This is a genomic window from Rhodovulum adriaticum (assembly GCF_004345735.1).
GTDB classification, from domain to species: domain Bacteria; phylum Pseudomonadota; class Alphaproteobacteria; order Rhodobacterales; family Rhodobacteraceae; genus Rhodovulum; species Rhodovulum adriaticum.
This window is the reverse complement of record NZ_SLXL01000011.1, coordinates 57,467-72,162: the sequence shown is the minus strand read 5'-3', so window position 1 is coordinate 72,162 and position 14,696 is coordinate 57,467. Positions and strand designations below refer to the sequence as shown.

Below are 14,696 nucleotides of genomic sequence, written 5' to 3'. Positions count from 1 at the left end.
ACACGCCGCATCATCCGCCCCGAAGGCGCCCATCGCGATCAAGGCGCCCGCATGAGATCGCCAGCCCCCCGCGGGCCAGCGCGGACACCTCTTCGGGGTCGTGGGTGACCAAAAGGGTGGTCAGGCCCCTGCGCCGGTGAATTTCGCCCAGCACCTGCCAGAGCGCACGGCGCAGATCGCCGTCCAACGCGCTGAAAGGTTCATCGCACAACAGCAGATCGGGCTCGACAACCAGGGCGCGGGCCAACGCGACCCGCTGGCACATGCCGCCCGACAGTTGGCGGGGGTACTTGTCCGCATCCCCCGGGGCCAGCCCCACCGCGGCCAGCGCGGCCCGTGCCCGATCCCGACGGTCGCGCCGGACCAAGACACGCCCGGACAGGGCAAAGGCAACGTTTTCCTGCGCCGTTTTCCAGGGCAGCAAGGCGGGGTTCTGGAACACCACGCCCAAGCTGTCGCAGCGCCGGTCAACGCGCCCCGCATCCGGCGTCAGCAACCCTGCGGCAAGGGCGATCAGGGTACTCTTGCCGCTGCCCGACGGCCCAGAGATCACCGTGATCCCCCCTTCGGGCACCGCCAGGTCAAGCCCGCGAAGAACCGGCTGGCCCTCATGGGCAAAGTCCACCCCCGCGAAGCGCAGCATCGCCCCGGTCACGGCCCGGAACTCCGCGCGTCGTCACGCCAGACCCACAGGCGGCGCTGCAAGGGCGCCAGCAGCACCAGATCGACCGCAATCAGGACGGCGACGACCACCACGATCCAAGCCATCATGGCGGCGGTATCGACATGCGCGCGCGCGGTTGCCAGCCCGTCGCCGATACCGCCCGCCCCTGACAAAAGCTCGGCCATCACCGCCACCTTCCACGACATGGCCAGCGTCGTGGCAAGCGCCGGGAAGACATGGCTCAGCATATGCGGGACGTACATGTGCAACAGCCGGGCCGCGAACGGCACCCGATAGACGCGCGCCATGCGCAGCAACCCGCCATCGACGCTCTGGACCCCGTGGATCGCGGCGGCAAAAACCAAAGGCCCGGTAGCCACCGCCACCGTGAAGACCACTGCCCAGAACCCGCCGAACCAGAGGATCGCCAGCACCACCCAGGCAATCGCCGGCACCCCGAGCAGGATGATCGCAACCGGCTCAAACGCGCCCCGGACCGCCTCGCGCAGCCCGGCCAGCGTACCGGCGGCCAACCCCGCCAGCACGCCACAGGCCCAGCCCGCGGCCGCATGACCGGCGGTGCCGATCAGCGCAGGCCCGGCGGTACCGTCGCGGATCATCCTCCACAGCGCCCCCGCCGTATCGCCGATGCCGGGCAGGACAAGCGGCCCCCAGGCCCGATGCCCCCATTCCCACAGGCCCAGCAACAGGCCGATGCTGACCAGGCCCCACAGCCACGCATTGCCGTTTCTGTTGCGCACCAATGCCCCACTCAGCCCCAGTAGAAATCCGCCTCGGGCAACCTGCCGGCGACAATCCCCGGCGCGAGCGCCATGAGGTTTTGAAAATAATGCTCGATATCGGCGCGGGCCTCGCGCGCCGAGGTCACATCAAGATGCACGAAGGGCAGCGATCGCGCCACAATATCCGCAGGCAGCCCAAGGGCCGGGCCTGCGGCGGCCCCGGCCGCCTGCGGATGCGCGCGCACCCAGGCGCCGGCCTCGACACAGGCCGCGTGGGCGGCGGCGATGACCGCAGGCGCGGTTTCCACCAGTTCGGCACTGGCCGCCAGCCCCACCTGCGGAATACGCGGCCCGCGCCCGGTGTAGTGCCCGTACAGTTCCGTCACATCCAGCGCCCGGAACAGCGGCACCCCGGCGGTCGCGGCCCGCATCAGCGCGGCGGTGGCGGCGGGTTCGTGCATGACCGCGACATCGGCACGTCCGGCCAGAAACAGCGGCACCGCCTCTGCGGGCGATCCCACGTAATCCAGCGTCACGTCCCGCGCCGGGTCAAGCCCGGCCCACCCCAACACCATGCGGAACAACAGGTCGGGGGCCTCGTTCTTGTTCGAAAGCAGCACCTTGCGGCCCGCCAGGTCCTCGATCCCCGTGATCGTTTCATCCCGCGCCATCACATAGAGAACGCCCCAGGACACCACGTTCACCATCCGGGTGCCCGCCCCGCGGTTGAAGAAATTGGCAGCCGCATAGCTAGAGGTCGCGAACAGCCGGAACCGGCCCGAAGCAATGCCCGCCCGCATCTGATCGGTGCTTTTCCAGACATCGAACCGCGCGCCCGGCGCGGCGGCCTGCATGGCGCCCGAGGCCACGGCCCGCGCGAACACCGCCGAGGGTGTGGCCGGGATCCCCCACAGCGTCAGTGGGTCCGCCCCCTGCCCCCCAGCCGCCAGCGGCGGGGCTAGGCCCGCCGCCGCCATGCCCGCCAGGCCGCGCAGGACGGCGCGGCGATTCGGTGGCGCAAGACGCGGCACGCTCATGCCATGCTCCTTTACTGGTCCGACATCCTGGCCGACCTAGTAGACCATCGTGCTCATGGTGATGTCGTCCCAGATTTCCTTGACCGTGTGTTCCAACGCGTGCCTGCGGTCCTGATAATGGGTGTGCAGCAGACGGTGCGCGATCTCGGAATTCGGCGCCTCCAGAAACTCGCGGTACAGCGCCTGAACCTGCGGATTGTTGTGCGACTGGCGCACCTTGGCCTGCCGATCCACGTCGTAGATCGTTTCGCGCCGTTTCAGCGCCAGCGGCAGATACGCCTTTTTAGAGCGCAGCGACCCGCCGCCATCGACACAGCCGCCGGGGCAGGCCATGACCTCGATGAAATCGTAATCGGCCTGCCCGCTGAGAACGGATTCGACCAGCGCCCGCGTGTCGCCCAGCCCATGAACCATCGCGACCTTGACCTTGCCAACCGGGCCGCCCAGATCGACGCTTGCCTCGCGGATCCCGTCAAAGCCGCGCAGCTGGGTCAGTTCGATCCTGTCCAGTTCGCGCCCGTTGACCACCGCATAGATCGTGCGCACCGCGGCCTCCATCACGCCGCCGGTGGTGCCAAAGATCGCGCCTGCGCCGGAATAGGCACTCATGTACGGAACATCGAAGGTGGACGGTTCCATATCCTTCAGATCGATCCCCTCGCGCCGCAAGAGGCGGGCGAATTCGCGGGTGGTCAGCACCAGATCCGTTTCCGGCTGCCCGTCATGGACGAATTGCGGGCGGACGGCCTCGTCCTTTTTCGCCACGCAGGGCATGACCGAGATCACGCGAATCCGCGACGGATCAACGCCCAGCTTTTCGGGCAGATAGGTCTTGGCGATGGTTGACAGCACCTGCTGGGGCGACTTGGTAGAGGACAGCATCGACAGGATTTCCGGGTAGTGAATTTCCGCGAAATTGATCCAGGCCGGGCAGCAAGAGGTAAAGGTCGGGCGCCGCCCCTCCTTCAGCCGCTTCAGCAGTTCTGTCCCCTCTTCCATTATGACCACATCGGCGGCGAAATTGGTGTCCAGCACCACGTCGACGCCGATCTTGCGGCAGGCGGCGATGATCTGCCCCTCGACATTGGTGCCGGGGGGCATGCCGAATTCCTCGCCAAAGGCCACGCGCACGGCAGGGGCGAATTGCACCACGGTCACCAGATCGGGGTCGCAGATATAATCCAGCGCGCGGTCGGTTTCGTCGCGTTCCCCCAACGCGCCGGTCGGGCAGACCAGCACGCATTGCCCGCAGGACACGCAGACAGAGTTCGGGTAATCGTCGGCGTCACGCAGGGCGACGACACGGTCCAGGCCGGTGCCCTCCATCACCAGGGCGTCGACCTGCTGGTGATGGCGGCAGATGGCGACGCAACGCTGGCAGCGCACACAGCGGGTCATGTCGCGCACCATCGCGGGCGAGGACAGGTCGATCGGCCGCGCCTCTGTCCGCGCGCGGTCGAAAAAGCGGTTCTCGGTCAGGCCGACGAACTGGGCCAGGTCCTGCAACTCGCAATTGCCGTGGCGGATGCAGGTCGCGCAATCCTGCAGGTGATCGGCCATCAACAACTCGACCTGCAACCGCTGCATGTCGCGCGCGCGCTTGCTGCGGGTCTGAACCTCCATCCCCTCGCGGACGGGGGTGTTGCAGGATGTCACGATCTGGGGGGCCTCCTTGCCGGCCTGCAGGATTTCCACCACGCAGACCCGGCAGGTGCCCGGCGTGTGATCGATATCGTCCAACTCGCACAGCGTCGGGATATACAGATCGTGCCGCCGCGCGCAGGACAGGATCGTTTCGTTCGGAAAGGCCGTGCAGGCGGTGCCGTTGATGGTCAGCGACACGGTCGCCTCGGCGGGGTCGCGACCGTCCTGGCCGGTCTGGGCAATGGTGCACATCAGCGCGCTCCTTCCGGGATCGGGTGTTTCGTGACGACGGAATAGACGCGGTAGCAGCGCATGCAGCGCTGCGCCTCGGCATAGGCCTCTTTCGCGCTGATGGTCTGTTCGACCTCTTCGAACATGTGCTTGCGCAACTCGGGGTCCAGTTCGGGATTGTGGACGCGATAGGCATTGCGCACCGGGGTTTCGACCACGTCATTGGCCAGCATCCGGTTGTCGGCGATCAGCCTGCGCATGCGCGAGCGTTTGAAAAACCGAACCGATCCCCGCTGCACCCAATCGTCGATATTGCGCGCGGCCTTCAGCCCGGCGGCCATGGCGTAGATCAGCGTGGACGGCCCGGTGACGCAATCGCCCCCGGCAAAGACACCGGGGCGCGAGGTGGCCAGCGTCGTGCCGTCGGCGGCCACGCACTGCCAGCGGTCCAGATCGATGCCGTCCTCCGCGATCAGCGCGCCGTCCTCCACCTGCTGGCCGATGGCGGCGATCAGCGCGTCGCATTTCATGGTGAATTCGCTGCCCGGGATCGGGCGCACCTTGCGCCGGCCGCTCTCGCCCGGTTCGGTCTGTTCCATCCGGGCCAGTTCCACGCCGGTCACCCGGCCGTTTTCCGTTAGGATACGCACGGGGTTGCACAGGGTGTGAAAGCGCACGCCCTCTGCCTTGGCATCCTCTATTTCATGGGGATCGGCGGGCATGTCGGCAAGCGTGCGGCGATAGATGACATGCACGTTCTCGGCCCCCAGCCGCAGGGCCGACCGCACGCAATCCATCGCAACGTTTCCGCCGCCGACCACCAGAACCTCGCCGGACAGGGCCAGCGGCGCGATCCCGTCGACGTGGTCATGCACCTTCAGCAGGAAATCTATGCCGCTGAAATAGCCCGCGGTGGCGGGGTTTTCCCCCTCGACCCGCAATTGCGAGCCCGCCTGGCAGCCAAGACCCAGAAAGACGGCCTTGTACCCCTGCGCGAACAGATCATCGATCGAGAAGTCCCGCCCCAGCTGCTGACCGAACAGGAACCGCCCGCCCAGATCCGCGATGATGTCGGTTTCCAGCGCCAGCGTGTCCTTGGGCAGGCGGTAGCTGGGGATGCCGATCTGGGCCATGCCACCGGCCTGGCTGGATTTTTCGAACACATCGACATGATAGCCGCGCAACAACAGGTGATAGGCACAGGAAATCCCCGCCGGGCCCGCGCCGACCACCGCCACGCGCATGTCGGGATTCAGCGGCTTGCGGATCATGTCGCGGGTGAATTTCAGCGCGTGCGGGCCGCTTTGCTGGTCGGCGACATAGCGTTTCAGCGTCTTGATGCCGACGGCCTCGTCCACGAACTTGCGGCGGCAGGCCTGTTCGCAATAGCGCACGCAGACCCGTCCGCAGGTCGCCGCCATCGGGTATTTCTGCAGCAGCACCCCCAGCGAATTCTCGGGTTTGCCATCGCGGACATAATCGATATAGCGCGGCACGTTGATCTTGGACGGGCAGGCCTCGATGCAGGGGGCGGTGACATAGGCCATGCCGTGCTGGGCCTTGATCGGCCGGCCCGTCGCGGTTTCCGCCTCCAGCCGCTCGCGGAAATGCTGCACCGCGCCCAGCAGCGCGACCGCGCAGGTCTGCCCCAAGCCGCAGAGAGAGGTCTCTCGCATCTGCGCGCCCAGCGTGGCGATCTGATCCAGGTCCAGCGGCGCATCCAGCCCCCGCCGCATCCGGTCCAGCGCATCGCGCACCAGAACCGTGCCCATCCGGCATGGGGTGCAGGCCCCGCAGGACTGTTCCGCAGCCTTGGCCATATAGTAGTACAGCGCATCGATCAGGCTGACGCTGTCATCGAACACCAGAAAACCGCGATCCCCGAAAAAGGCGCGGATGGCGTTGCCTTCGTCGAACTCGTCGAAATTCTCAAGGACAAGCGGATCGGCCCCATCGTCAACCGCCCCTGGCGCCGCCACATGAACGGTCCCGTCCCAAACCCCGAATGCCACGCGTGTCATTTTGCGCTCACTCCTCCCGCCCGGGCAAACGCGGCGGCGAAGCAGCCCGAAACGCAGCCGATGTTCCGCCTGCGCGGGCGTCCGACGCCGGATCAGATGCCACGGCCACCCTCACCCGCGCCGCCGCGAGGGGCATTGATCCAGCGCAAGGCAGGGACAAACGGCCGCTTCGCCGCACATCGTGCGACGCGCAGGCCAGCGGCATCGCCGCAAAGACCACGCCGGGGCACAGGACACGACCGATCAGTCCGGCAAGGATCAGGCAGAGGCCGGGGCTGAGCGGGCCGCAGATGCCACACCCGGTGGGGTTAAACACCAGCCCTGCCAACCATTTCCAGGGCAAGCGGGGATCATAACCCGCGCTGTTTTAGGATAGCGGTATTCTGGAGAAAGTGGCAGCCCGTAGGGGAATCGAACCCCTCTTTCCAGGTTGAAAACCTGGCGTCCTAACCGATAGACGAACGGGCCATCCAGCGCGTGCGGCGTTATCTAGGAAAACTGGCCGGGGGGCGCAAGAGGAATTTTCAACCCGTCCACGCTTTTTTCAGGCGGCGCGAGCGGCGTCCTCCAGGCGCAGTTGCACGCGGGCCTGGCCGCGCCAGGTGTTGACGTCCAGCCGGCCGGCCAGATGGAAGCGCGCGCCGCCGTGCTCCTCCAGCAGGGGGCCCAGCGGACCGTCGAAGGCGCCGAAGGCGATGCCCTCCAGCCGGGCGCCCATCCCGTCGCCAAAGGTGATCTTCAGATGGCTGTCCCCCACCCGCCGGGCAAAGGACAGCGCCATGTCCGCAAAGGCAAAGCGCGGCGCGGGGGCGCCTGCGCCAAAGGGGCCGGCCTGTTCGATCCGCTCGACCATCTCGACGGTGGCAGCGCCCGGCATCAGCAGGCCGGTCAGCCGCAGGTCGGCCGGACCCGCCTGGCCCGCGCCCTGCCGGGCCAGCAACTCGCCCAAACGCTCCATCGCGTCTTCCAGCCGGTCACGGGCCACGGTCAGCCCGGCGGCCATCTTGTGCCCCCCGCCCTTGACCAGCAGCCCCTCTGCCGCCAGCCGCTGGACCGCCGCGCCCAGATCGACGCCGGAAATGGAACGGCCCGATCCCTTGCCCTCGTCCCCGTCCAGCCCGATCACCACGGCGGGGCGGTTGGTGGCCTCTTTCAACCGGCTGGCCACGATGCCTACCACGCCTGGGTGCCAGCCCTCGCCCGCCGCCCAGACCAGTGGGCCATCCAGCCCGCGCGCCTCGGCCTGGTCCAGCGCTGCGGCGCGCACGGCATTCTCGATCTCGCGCCGTTCGGTGTTCAGCTGGTCCAGCCGTTCGGCAATGGCCGCGGCCTCGGCCGGGTCGGCGGTGGACAAGAGGCGCGCGCCCAGATCCGCCTTGCCGATGCGCCCGCCCGCGTTGACCCGCGGCCCCAACAGGAAACCCAGGTGATAGGGCGTCGGCGCGCTGTCCATCCGCGCCACGTCCGCCAGCGCCACCAGACCGGGGCGCGCGCGTTTGGCCATCACCTTAAGCCCCTGCCGGACCAGCGCGCGGTTGACGCCGGTCAGGGGGGCCACATCCGCAACCGTCGCCAGCGCGACAAGGTCCAGGAAGGCCAACAGATTGGGGCCGGACATCCCCGCCGCGCGCATCTGGCGGTTCACCTCGACCAGCATCAGGAACACCACGCCCGCGGCGCACAGATGCCCCAGATCGCCATCTTCATCCTGGCGGTTGGGGTTCACCACGGCCAGCGCGGGCGGCAGGGTTTCCGCGCCCAGGTGGTGATCCAGCACGATCACGTCCGCGCCCCTGGCCGCCGCGATCGGATCATGGGACAGGGTGCCGCAATCGACGCAGACGATCAGGTCGTGGTCGCGGGCAAGCTGTTCCATCGCCGGGACGTTGGGGCCGTACCCCTCGTCGATCCGGTCGGGGATATACAGCGTCGCCGCCAACCCCATCTCGCGCAGCCAGGTCAGCAGCAGCGCGGCCGAGGCGCCACCATCCACGTCGTAATCGGCGAACACGGCGATGCGCTGGCGCCCGCTGACAGCGGCCAGAAAGCGTTCCGCCGCCGCCCCCATGTCGCGCAGGGACAGCGGATCGGGCAGCAAATCCTTCAGCGTCGGCTCCAGAAAGGGCGCGGCGCCCTCGGGCGGCACGCCGCGCGCGGCCAGAACAGCGGCGACCGGCGCGGGCAGGCGCGCGGCCTGCGCCAGCGCCTCGGCCTGGCGGTCCTGTTCGGCCGAGGGGCCGCGCCAGCGCCGCCCGGTGGCCGAGCATTCAACACCCAGGAACGGGTCTGCCATGCCTCACTCGATGGGCGTGCGGTAGGTCATCCGCCGGACCGAGCCGGTCTTGGACCGCATCAGCAGGGTCTCGGCGGTCAGCCAGCCGACCTCACGCTTGATCCCCGGCAGCAGCGAACCGTCGGTCACCCCGGTCGCGGCAAAGATCACGTCGCGGGTCACCATGTCGTCGCGGGCATAGACGCGATCCAGGTCTGTCACGCCGTGCTTGGCCGCGCGGCCCCGCTCGTCATCGTTGCGGAACAGCAGCTGGCCGTACATCTGCCCGCCCATGCATTTCAGCGCGGCGGCGGCCAGCACCCCCTCGGGCGCCCCGCCCGACCCCATGTACATGTCGATGCCGGTCCGATCGGCCTCGGCGCAGTGCATCACACCGGCCACGTCGCCATCGGTAATCAGGCGGATCGCCGCGCCGGTGGACCGAACCTCGGCGATCAGGGCCTCGTGCCGGGGGCGTTCCAGGATGCAGACGGTGATGTCATCGGTATCGCCGCCCTTTTCCTTGGCCAGCTTGCGCACCCGTTCGGCGGGCGACATGTCCAGCGTCACCACACCCTCGGGATAGCCCGGCCCGATGGCCAGTTTTTCCATGTACACGTCGGGCGCGTGCAGCATCGACCCGCGTGGCCCCATCGCGATCACGGCCAGGGCGTTGGGCATGTCCTTGGCGGTCAGCGTCGTGCCCTCCAGCGGGTCCAGCGCGATATCCACCGCCGGACCTTCGCCCGACCCGACCTCTTCGCCGATATACAGCATCGGCGCCTCGTCGCGCTCACCCTCGCCGATGACCACAACGCCCTGGATATCCAGCCGGTTCAGTTCGGTCCGCATGGCATCGACGGCGGCCTGGTCGGCGGCCTTTTCGTCGCCATGGCCGATCAGCTTGGCCGAGGCCAGCGCCGCCCTCTCGGAAACACGGGCCAGACCGAGGGAAAGCATCCGGTCGTTGAAATCGGTGGGCGCGGTCGGGGACATCGGGAAATCCTGTGGCTGCAATGGATGGTATGCCGATATCTAGCCCCCCCGGCGCCGCCAAGACAAGGGGGCGCAGGACCGCGCCCTAACCGGCGTCGGCGCTCAGGTAATCGGGCAGGTGGCCGATATCGGGCAGGATCGCATCGGCCAGGTCGGCCAGATCCTGTGCCCGGGCCGGGCCAGTCAGAACGCCGATCGTGGTCATCCCCGCCGCGCGGCCCGCGTGCAGGTCGTGGCGGCTGTCGCCGATCATCGCGACCTGGTCCGGCGCGCACCCCACCGCCCCGGCAAAGGCCAGCAACTGCCCCGGTTCCGGCTTGGCGCCGAACCCGCTGTCGCAGCCGGCGATGAAATCGAACCGCTCCAGCACACCCGCGGCGGACAGATGCGCGCGCGCCGGGGCCTCGGCGTCGTTGGTCGCCACCCCCAGCGCCAGCCCGCGCGCGGCCAGATCGGCCATCAGCGGCGGCAGCGGCACGGCCGGGCACAGCGGCGCCCTGGCCGCCGCCGCGTTCATCCGCGTCAGCAGCGCGCGCGGGGTCATCTGCGGCAGGTGGGGCAGCATCAGCGCGGCGACCTCGTCCGGGGTGCCCGCGATCACCGGGCTATGCGGATCAAACCGCGTGGTGGCGGGATCGAAACCGATGGCCGCCCCCAACCGGGCCATGGCATCCGGGGCGCCATCCGTCAGTTCGGTCAGGAAATCGGCCGCCCAGCCGCCCCAGGTCGCGTGAAAATCGAAAAGCGTGCCGTCCTTGTCGAAAAGGATCGCGGTCAATCTGCCCATGAAACCTGCCTGCTGCTGTCACCCCCTCTTGCCGGGACAGGCGCCGCAACGCAAGCGGTCAGGTCCAGTGCGGGTCCGCCCCGCCGGGCAGCGCGGCCCGCGCCCGCAACAGGGCCTCGCCCGGCAGGCCCTCGGCGGTGCAAAAGGCGATGACCCAGGCATCGTCCATCAGCAGGAAATCCAGAACGGAGGCCAGGAATTCCGGCTCGGCGGCACGCGCGCGCAGGTCGGCCTCGCCCGCGCCGGTGGCCCCCAGAAAGACGGGCAGCAATTCGTCGTTGCCCACCAGCCATGCCAGGGCCCGCAACGCCAGCAGCTCGGACTCGTCGTGCATCTGCCCCCTCCACTTCGAACAGTGTTAAAGAGTTTGTTAACCCTTCCTACCGGAAACTGAAGCCCGTGTTGCAAGTCAAGAGTTCCGCGTTTCGCGTCCGCAGGGAGGGCCCCGGAAATGCCCCGCACGGTTCTGATCGTCGACGATCTGGCCACCAACCGAATCGTCATGAAGGTTCTGCTGGAACGGGCCCATTACAGGGTGGCCCAGGCGGCAACGGGACAGGACGCGCTGACAGAAATCGCGCGCGAGCCGCCGGATATGGTGCTGCTGGACGTGGGGCTGCCCGACATGGACGGGGTCGCACTGTGCCGTCACCTGCGCAGCATGCCCACAACCGCCGACCTGCCGCTGATCGTCGTGACCGCCTCGCCCGACCCGGCGGCCCGGCTGCGCGCGCTGGAGGCCGGCGCCGATGATTTCCTGACCAAGCCGCTGAACCGAACCGGCCTGCTGGCCCGTGTCCGTAGCCTGCTGCGCACCCATGCGCGCAATCACGACCTGACCCAGGGCAGCGCGGCGCAGGCCGCCCTCGGCTTTGCGGAGCCGTCCAACGGGTTCGAGGGACCGGGCCGCATCGCGCTGGTCGCGCCGCCGCGGCTGGCGCGTGGCTGGCGCGAGGCCCTGACCGGCCGGTGCCGCGACCGCCTGACCACGATGACCCGTGCCCAGGCGCTGGCGCCGCCCCCCGACAGCCCCACGCCCGACCTGTTCGTGATCGGCACCGATCCGGGCCATGAACCCGCCGGGCTGGGTCTGGTCAGCGAATTGTGCATCCGCCCCGAAACGCGCCACGCCGCCATCCTGTTCGCCACCGAGGCGCCATCGGGCGACACGGCCGCCATGGCGCTGGATCTGGGCGCGACCGACATCCTGCCCCTACCCGTCGACCCCGAAGAGCTGGTCCTGCGCATCCGCAACCAATTGCGGCGCAAACGACAAGCCGAACGGCTGCGTGCCTCGCTGGAGGATGGGTTGCGCCTGGCGGTGACGGATGCGCTGACCGGCCTTTACAACCGCCGCTATGCCCTGCCCGCACTGGCGCGCATGGCCGGGCGCGCGGCGCAGTCCGGCCGGGATTTCGCGGTGATCGTTCTGGATATCGACCGCTTCAAGCAGGTCAACGACCGGCACGGCCACGCGGCGGGCGACAGCGTCATCATGGAGGTGGCTCACCGGCTGAAACGCGCCCTGCGCGATACCGACCTGCTGGCCCGCATCGGCGGAGAGGAATTCCTGATCGCGCTGCCCGACGCCGATCGCGCCGGTGCGCTGGCCACGGCAGAGCGCTTGCGCCAGGCGGTCGGCGGCAGCCCGGTTACCCTGCCCGGCAGCCCGGGAACGATCACGGCAACCGTCAGCCTGGGCGTGACCATGGGGGGCGGGGCAGTGGTCGCCGGGGCCGGCGCGGAACGCGCGGTCGCCGACCTGCTGGCAGAGGCCGACCGCGCGCTTTACGCCGCCAAGGCGGGCGGGCGCAACATGGTCGAGATCAGCCGAACCGCCGCCTGAAGACGGCTGAGCACGCTAACGAAAGGGGCGTCGCCGCCCCGCGTACCATCGCGCAGTGCGGACCCGGTGATGTGCAAGGAAAACCCCAACGCACCGAAGGCATCACATTGAAAATGCGATGCCTTTCGGGCGGTAGCGGGTGTGCCCAGCCCTAGCGCCGCGGCCCGTCACGATGGTCCCGGACGGGCGGACCGCGCCGCAGGACACGTTCCAGCCGGTCGGCAAAGGCGGCCCGCTCTTCCGGCGACATGGTTTCCAGCCGCGTCACCAACAGACCGCGCCAGATCTGCCCCTGGTCGCGCACCCGGGCCTCCTGCTCGGCCAGGATATCGGCGACGCGGCCGGGTTCGTAGGGATCGGCGCGGAGCGCGCCCAGCAGATCCCGAAACCCCTGCCGTACCGCCATACGGTTTTCGCGCAGGCGCGGCGCCTCTGCCCGCATCGCCCGGCGCAGGGCGGCGCGGTCCTCATCGGCCAGGGCGCGGGCATAGGGGCCATAGGCGGCCTCGCCCATATCCGCGCGCGGGGGGCCGCCGCGATGGCCCACAACGGCACCGCCGATCATGCCGACAATCAGCAGGTTCAGGGCCAGGCTGACGATCAGCGCCACCCGCACCCAGGTGCGCGTACGCGGCGCGGGGGTCTTGGTCGTATCCGTGTCGGCCATGCTCAGCCCTCCTGCAAGAATGTATCGAGGCTGGGCGCCAGATCGGCCGGCCCGTAGCCGCCGCCCAGCATCGCCGTGGTCACGGCATCCAGCCCCACCGGATCGGCATAGCCGATCCATATTCCCACAACGCCCGCGGTTGCGAGCCCGGCCATCGAGGGCCAGCCGCCCAGCCCGGCAAGGACACAGGCCAGCAGGCGCCGGCGCACCGATCCGCCTGGCCGCCGCTGCGGGGCGGGCGCGGGATCGGGCACGGCCCGCGCCCCGGCCTGGGCCATGGCATCGTCCATGATCCGGGCCAGCAGTGCCGCCGAGGGATCGGGCGCAGATACCCGCGCAGCCTCGAACAGCGAGTCAAGTTCCGCGTCTGTCATCGCCGGTCCATCCCGGTCCATCCGCTCAGTCATCGTGCAACCCCAATTCCCCGCGCCGCGCGGTCAACCCCGCCTTCAGCGCCCTCTTGCCCCGGGCGGTCAGGCTTTCGACCGCCTCGGTGCTGATCTCCATGATCTCCGCGATCTCGGGGTTCGCAAGCCCCTCGAGATGGCGCAGGATCACGGCCTGGCGCTGTCGCTCCGGCAACCCGTCCAGCGCCTCTTGCAGGGCACGGGCGCGGGCCTCGGTCAACAGCCGCGCCTCTGCCCCCGGCGTGTCGTCCTCGGGCTCGGGCACGCTGTCCAACCCCTGACTGCGGCGCCGCCGCAGCCGGTCGGTGCACAGGTTGGAGGCCACCCGAAACAGCCAGGTGGATACCTTGGCCTCGCCCGTTCGCCAGTCCGGCGCCATCCGCCAAAGCCGCAGCATCGCCTCTTGCGCGACATCCTCGGCCTCGGCCGCGTCGCCCAGCAGGCGGGCGGCAAAGGACAGAACCCGCGGTGTCAGCCGCAGCGTCAGGATACGCGCCGCGCGGGCGTCGCCCTGACCGTAAGCGGCCAGCAGGTCTTCGTCCGTTTCCTCGCCCGATGCGTCCAAGGCCATGTCCATCCTGCCTCCGGCCTATCCGGTCCCGGTCGGTGCGGCAATGCGGCGGGGCGCGTCCGGCCCCGCCGCACCACGTTTTAGCGCATCATCCCGCGCGGGCCGAAGCGGCCGCCGAATTTCTCGATCGCGGCGTCGAACTCTTCCTTCGAGATCGCGCCATCGCCATCGGCATCGACCCGGTTAAAGATCATTTCCGGCCCCGGGCGGCTGGCCATTTCCTCGGCGGACAGCTTGCCGTCGCCATCGGCATCCAGCAGTTCGACCAGCTGGCCCGCGCGCTCGGCGCGCTGCTCGGGCGTCAGCGTCGGATCACCGAAACCGCCGGACCCCATCGGCCCCGTGCCCTGCATGCCGCCGAAGGCGCCATAGCCCGGACCCATCTGCTGGCCACCCTGCATGCCCGGCCCCATCTGCTGGCCATAGGGCATCATGCCCGGACCGCCGCGGCCATGGCCACCGCGCGGGCCGTCCCAGCGCCGGCCTTGCGGGCGCAGCTCGGCGGCCTCTTCCTTGGTCAGGAAACCATCGCCGTCCTTGTCCAGCCCCTCAAAGCGCGCCTTGGCGCGGGCGCTGAATTCTTCCAGGCTCAGCTTGCCGTCCTCGTCGGCATCCATCTGGCTGAACATCCCAGCCGCGCGGTCAAAACCCCAGGCGCTGGCCGTACCGACCGTTCCGGCAACGAATACCGCGGCCGCACCGGCCGCCATCGCGGTCATCGCCAGTCCCTTGCGCATGCGTGTCATCTGTCATCTCCTTCGCTGGTTGGCATTCCATCGCGGCCCCTCTGGCCGCCTTGTGCCCCTGATA

Annotated in this window: 14 protein-coding genes and 1 tRNA gene; 1 reads left to right on the top strand and 14 read right to left on the bottom strand. The window is 69.0% G+C overall.

The genetic code is table 11. From position 1 onward, the window contains the following. Positions 1 to 10: 10 nt before the first annotated feature. The 10 genes from EV656_RS13155 to EV656_RS13110 all read right to left on the bottom strand — a co-directional run bounded on the left by EV656_RS13155 (position 11) and on the right by EV656_RS13110 (position 10,729). The gene (locus tag EV656_RS13155; protein ID WP_132604866.1) at positions 11 to 655 is read right to left on the bottom strand and encodes an ABC transporter ATP-binding protein; all 645 of its coding nucleotides are present in this window, start codon (positions 653 to 655) and stop codon (positions 11 to 13) included. Next, on the bottom strand, positions 652 to 1,425 hold the full coding sequence (locus EV656_RS13150; protein WP_243695707.1) for an ABC transporter permease: 774 nt from the start codon (positions 1,423 to 1,425) through the stop codon (positions 652 to 654). The genes EV656_RS13155 and EV656_RS13150 overlap by 4 nt, the downstream gene beginning before the upstream one ends. An 11-nt stretch (positions 1,426 to 1,436) precedes the next feature. Further along, positions 1,437 to 2,444: an ABC transporter substrate-binding protein gene (locus EV656_RS13145; protein ID WP_132604862.1), complete on the bottom strand. Its 1,008-nt coding sequence runs from the start codon at positions 2,442 to 2,444 to the stop codon at positions 1,437 to 1,439. Positions 2,445 to 2,480: 36 nt separating this feature from the next. Further along, entirely contained in the window at positions 2,481 to 4,340 is a 1,860-nt protein-coding gene (locus EV656_RS13140; protein ID WP_132604860.1) for a [FeFe] hydrogenase, group A, read from the bottom strand. After that, a complete protein-coding gene (locus EV656_RS13135; protein WP_132604858.1) occupies positions 4,340 to 6,340 on the bottom strand; it encodes an FAD-dependent oxidoreductase in 2,001 nt (666 codons plus the stop codon). The genes EV656_RS13140 and EV656_RS13135 overlap by 1 nt, the downstream gene beginning before the upstream one ends. A gap of 393 nt (positions 6,341 to 6,733) precedes the next feature. Further along, a tRNA-Glu gene (locus EV656_RS13130) sits at positions 6,734 to 6,808 on the bottom strand. 76 nt (positions 6,809 to 6,884) lie between these two features. Then, entirely contained in the window at positions 6,885 to 8,633 is a 1,749-nt protein-coding gene (recJ, locus tag EV656_RS13125; protein WP_132604856.1) for a single-stranded-DNA-specific exonuclease RecJ, read from the bottom strand. A 3-nt stretch (positions 8,634 to 8,636) separates the two neighbouring features. Next, entirely contained in the window at positions 8,637 to 9,608 is a 972-nt protein-coding gene (gene glpX, locus EV656_RS13120) for a class II fructose-bisphosphatase (protein ID WP_132604854.1), read from the bottom strand. Between the two features lie 85 nt (positions 9,609 to 9,693). Then, a complete protein-coding gene (locus tag EV656_RS13115) occupies positions 9,694 to 10,395 on the bottom strand; it encodes an HAD family hydrolase (RefSeq protein WP_132604852.1) in 702 nt (233 codons plus the stop codon). 58 nt (positions 10,396 to 10,453) lie between these two features. Then, positions 10,454 to 10,729: a DUF3572 domain-containing protein gene (locus EV656_RS13110; protein WP_132604850.1), complete on the bottom strand. Its 276-nt coding sequence runs from the start codon at positions 10,727 to 10,729 to the stop codon at positions 10,454 to 10,456. 117 nt (positions 10,730 to 10,846) lie between these two features. Between EV656_RS13110 and EV656_RS13105 the strand changes: the two genes are divergently transcribed. Beyond that, positions 10,847 to 12,241 carry a diguanylate cyclase gene (locus EV656_RS13105; RefSeq protein ID WP_132604848.1) on the top strand — a complete coding sequence of 465 codons (1,395 nt, stop codon included), beginning with the start codon at positions 10,847 to 10,849 and terminating at the stop codon, positions 12,239 to 12,241. A 151-nt stretch (positions 12,242 to 12,392) separates the two neighbouring features. Here EV656_RS13105 and EV656_RS13100 read toward each other — a convergent pair whose 3' ends face one another. The 4 genes from EV656_RS13100 to EV656_RS13085 all read right to left on the bottom strand — a co-directional run bounded on the left by EV656_RS13100 (position 12,393) and on the right by EV656_RS13085 (position 14,632). Further along, positions 12,393 to 12,908, bottom strand: a complete 516-nt coding sequence (locus EV656_RS13100) for a periplasmic heavy metal sensor (protein WP_165919010.1) — start codon at positions 12,906 to 12,908, stop codon at positions 12,393 to 12,395. 2 nt (positions 12,909 to 12,910) lie between these two features. Then, entirely contained in the window at positions 12,911 to 13,282 is a 372-nt protein-coding gene (locus EV656_RS13095) for a dihydroorotate dehydrogenase (protein ID WP_132604844.1), read from the bottom strand. A gap of 25 nt (positions 13,283 to 13,307) precedes the next feature. Next, complete coding sequence (locus tag EV656_RS13090; RefSeq protein WP_132604842.1) at positions 13,308 to 13,892, bottom strand: RNA polymerase sigma factor; 585 nt, start codon at positions 13,890 to 13,892, stop codon at positions 13,308 to 13,310. A gap of 74 nt (positions 13,893 to 13,966) precedes the next feature. Beyond that, complete coding sequence (locus tag EV656_RS13085) at positions 13,967 to 14,632, bottom strand: EF-hand domain-containing protein (RefSeq protein ID WP_132604840.1); 666 nt, start codon at positions 14,630 to 14,632, stop codon at positions 13,967 to 13,969. Between the last annotated feature and the right edge of the window lie 64 nt (positions 14,633 to 14,696).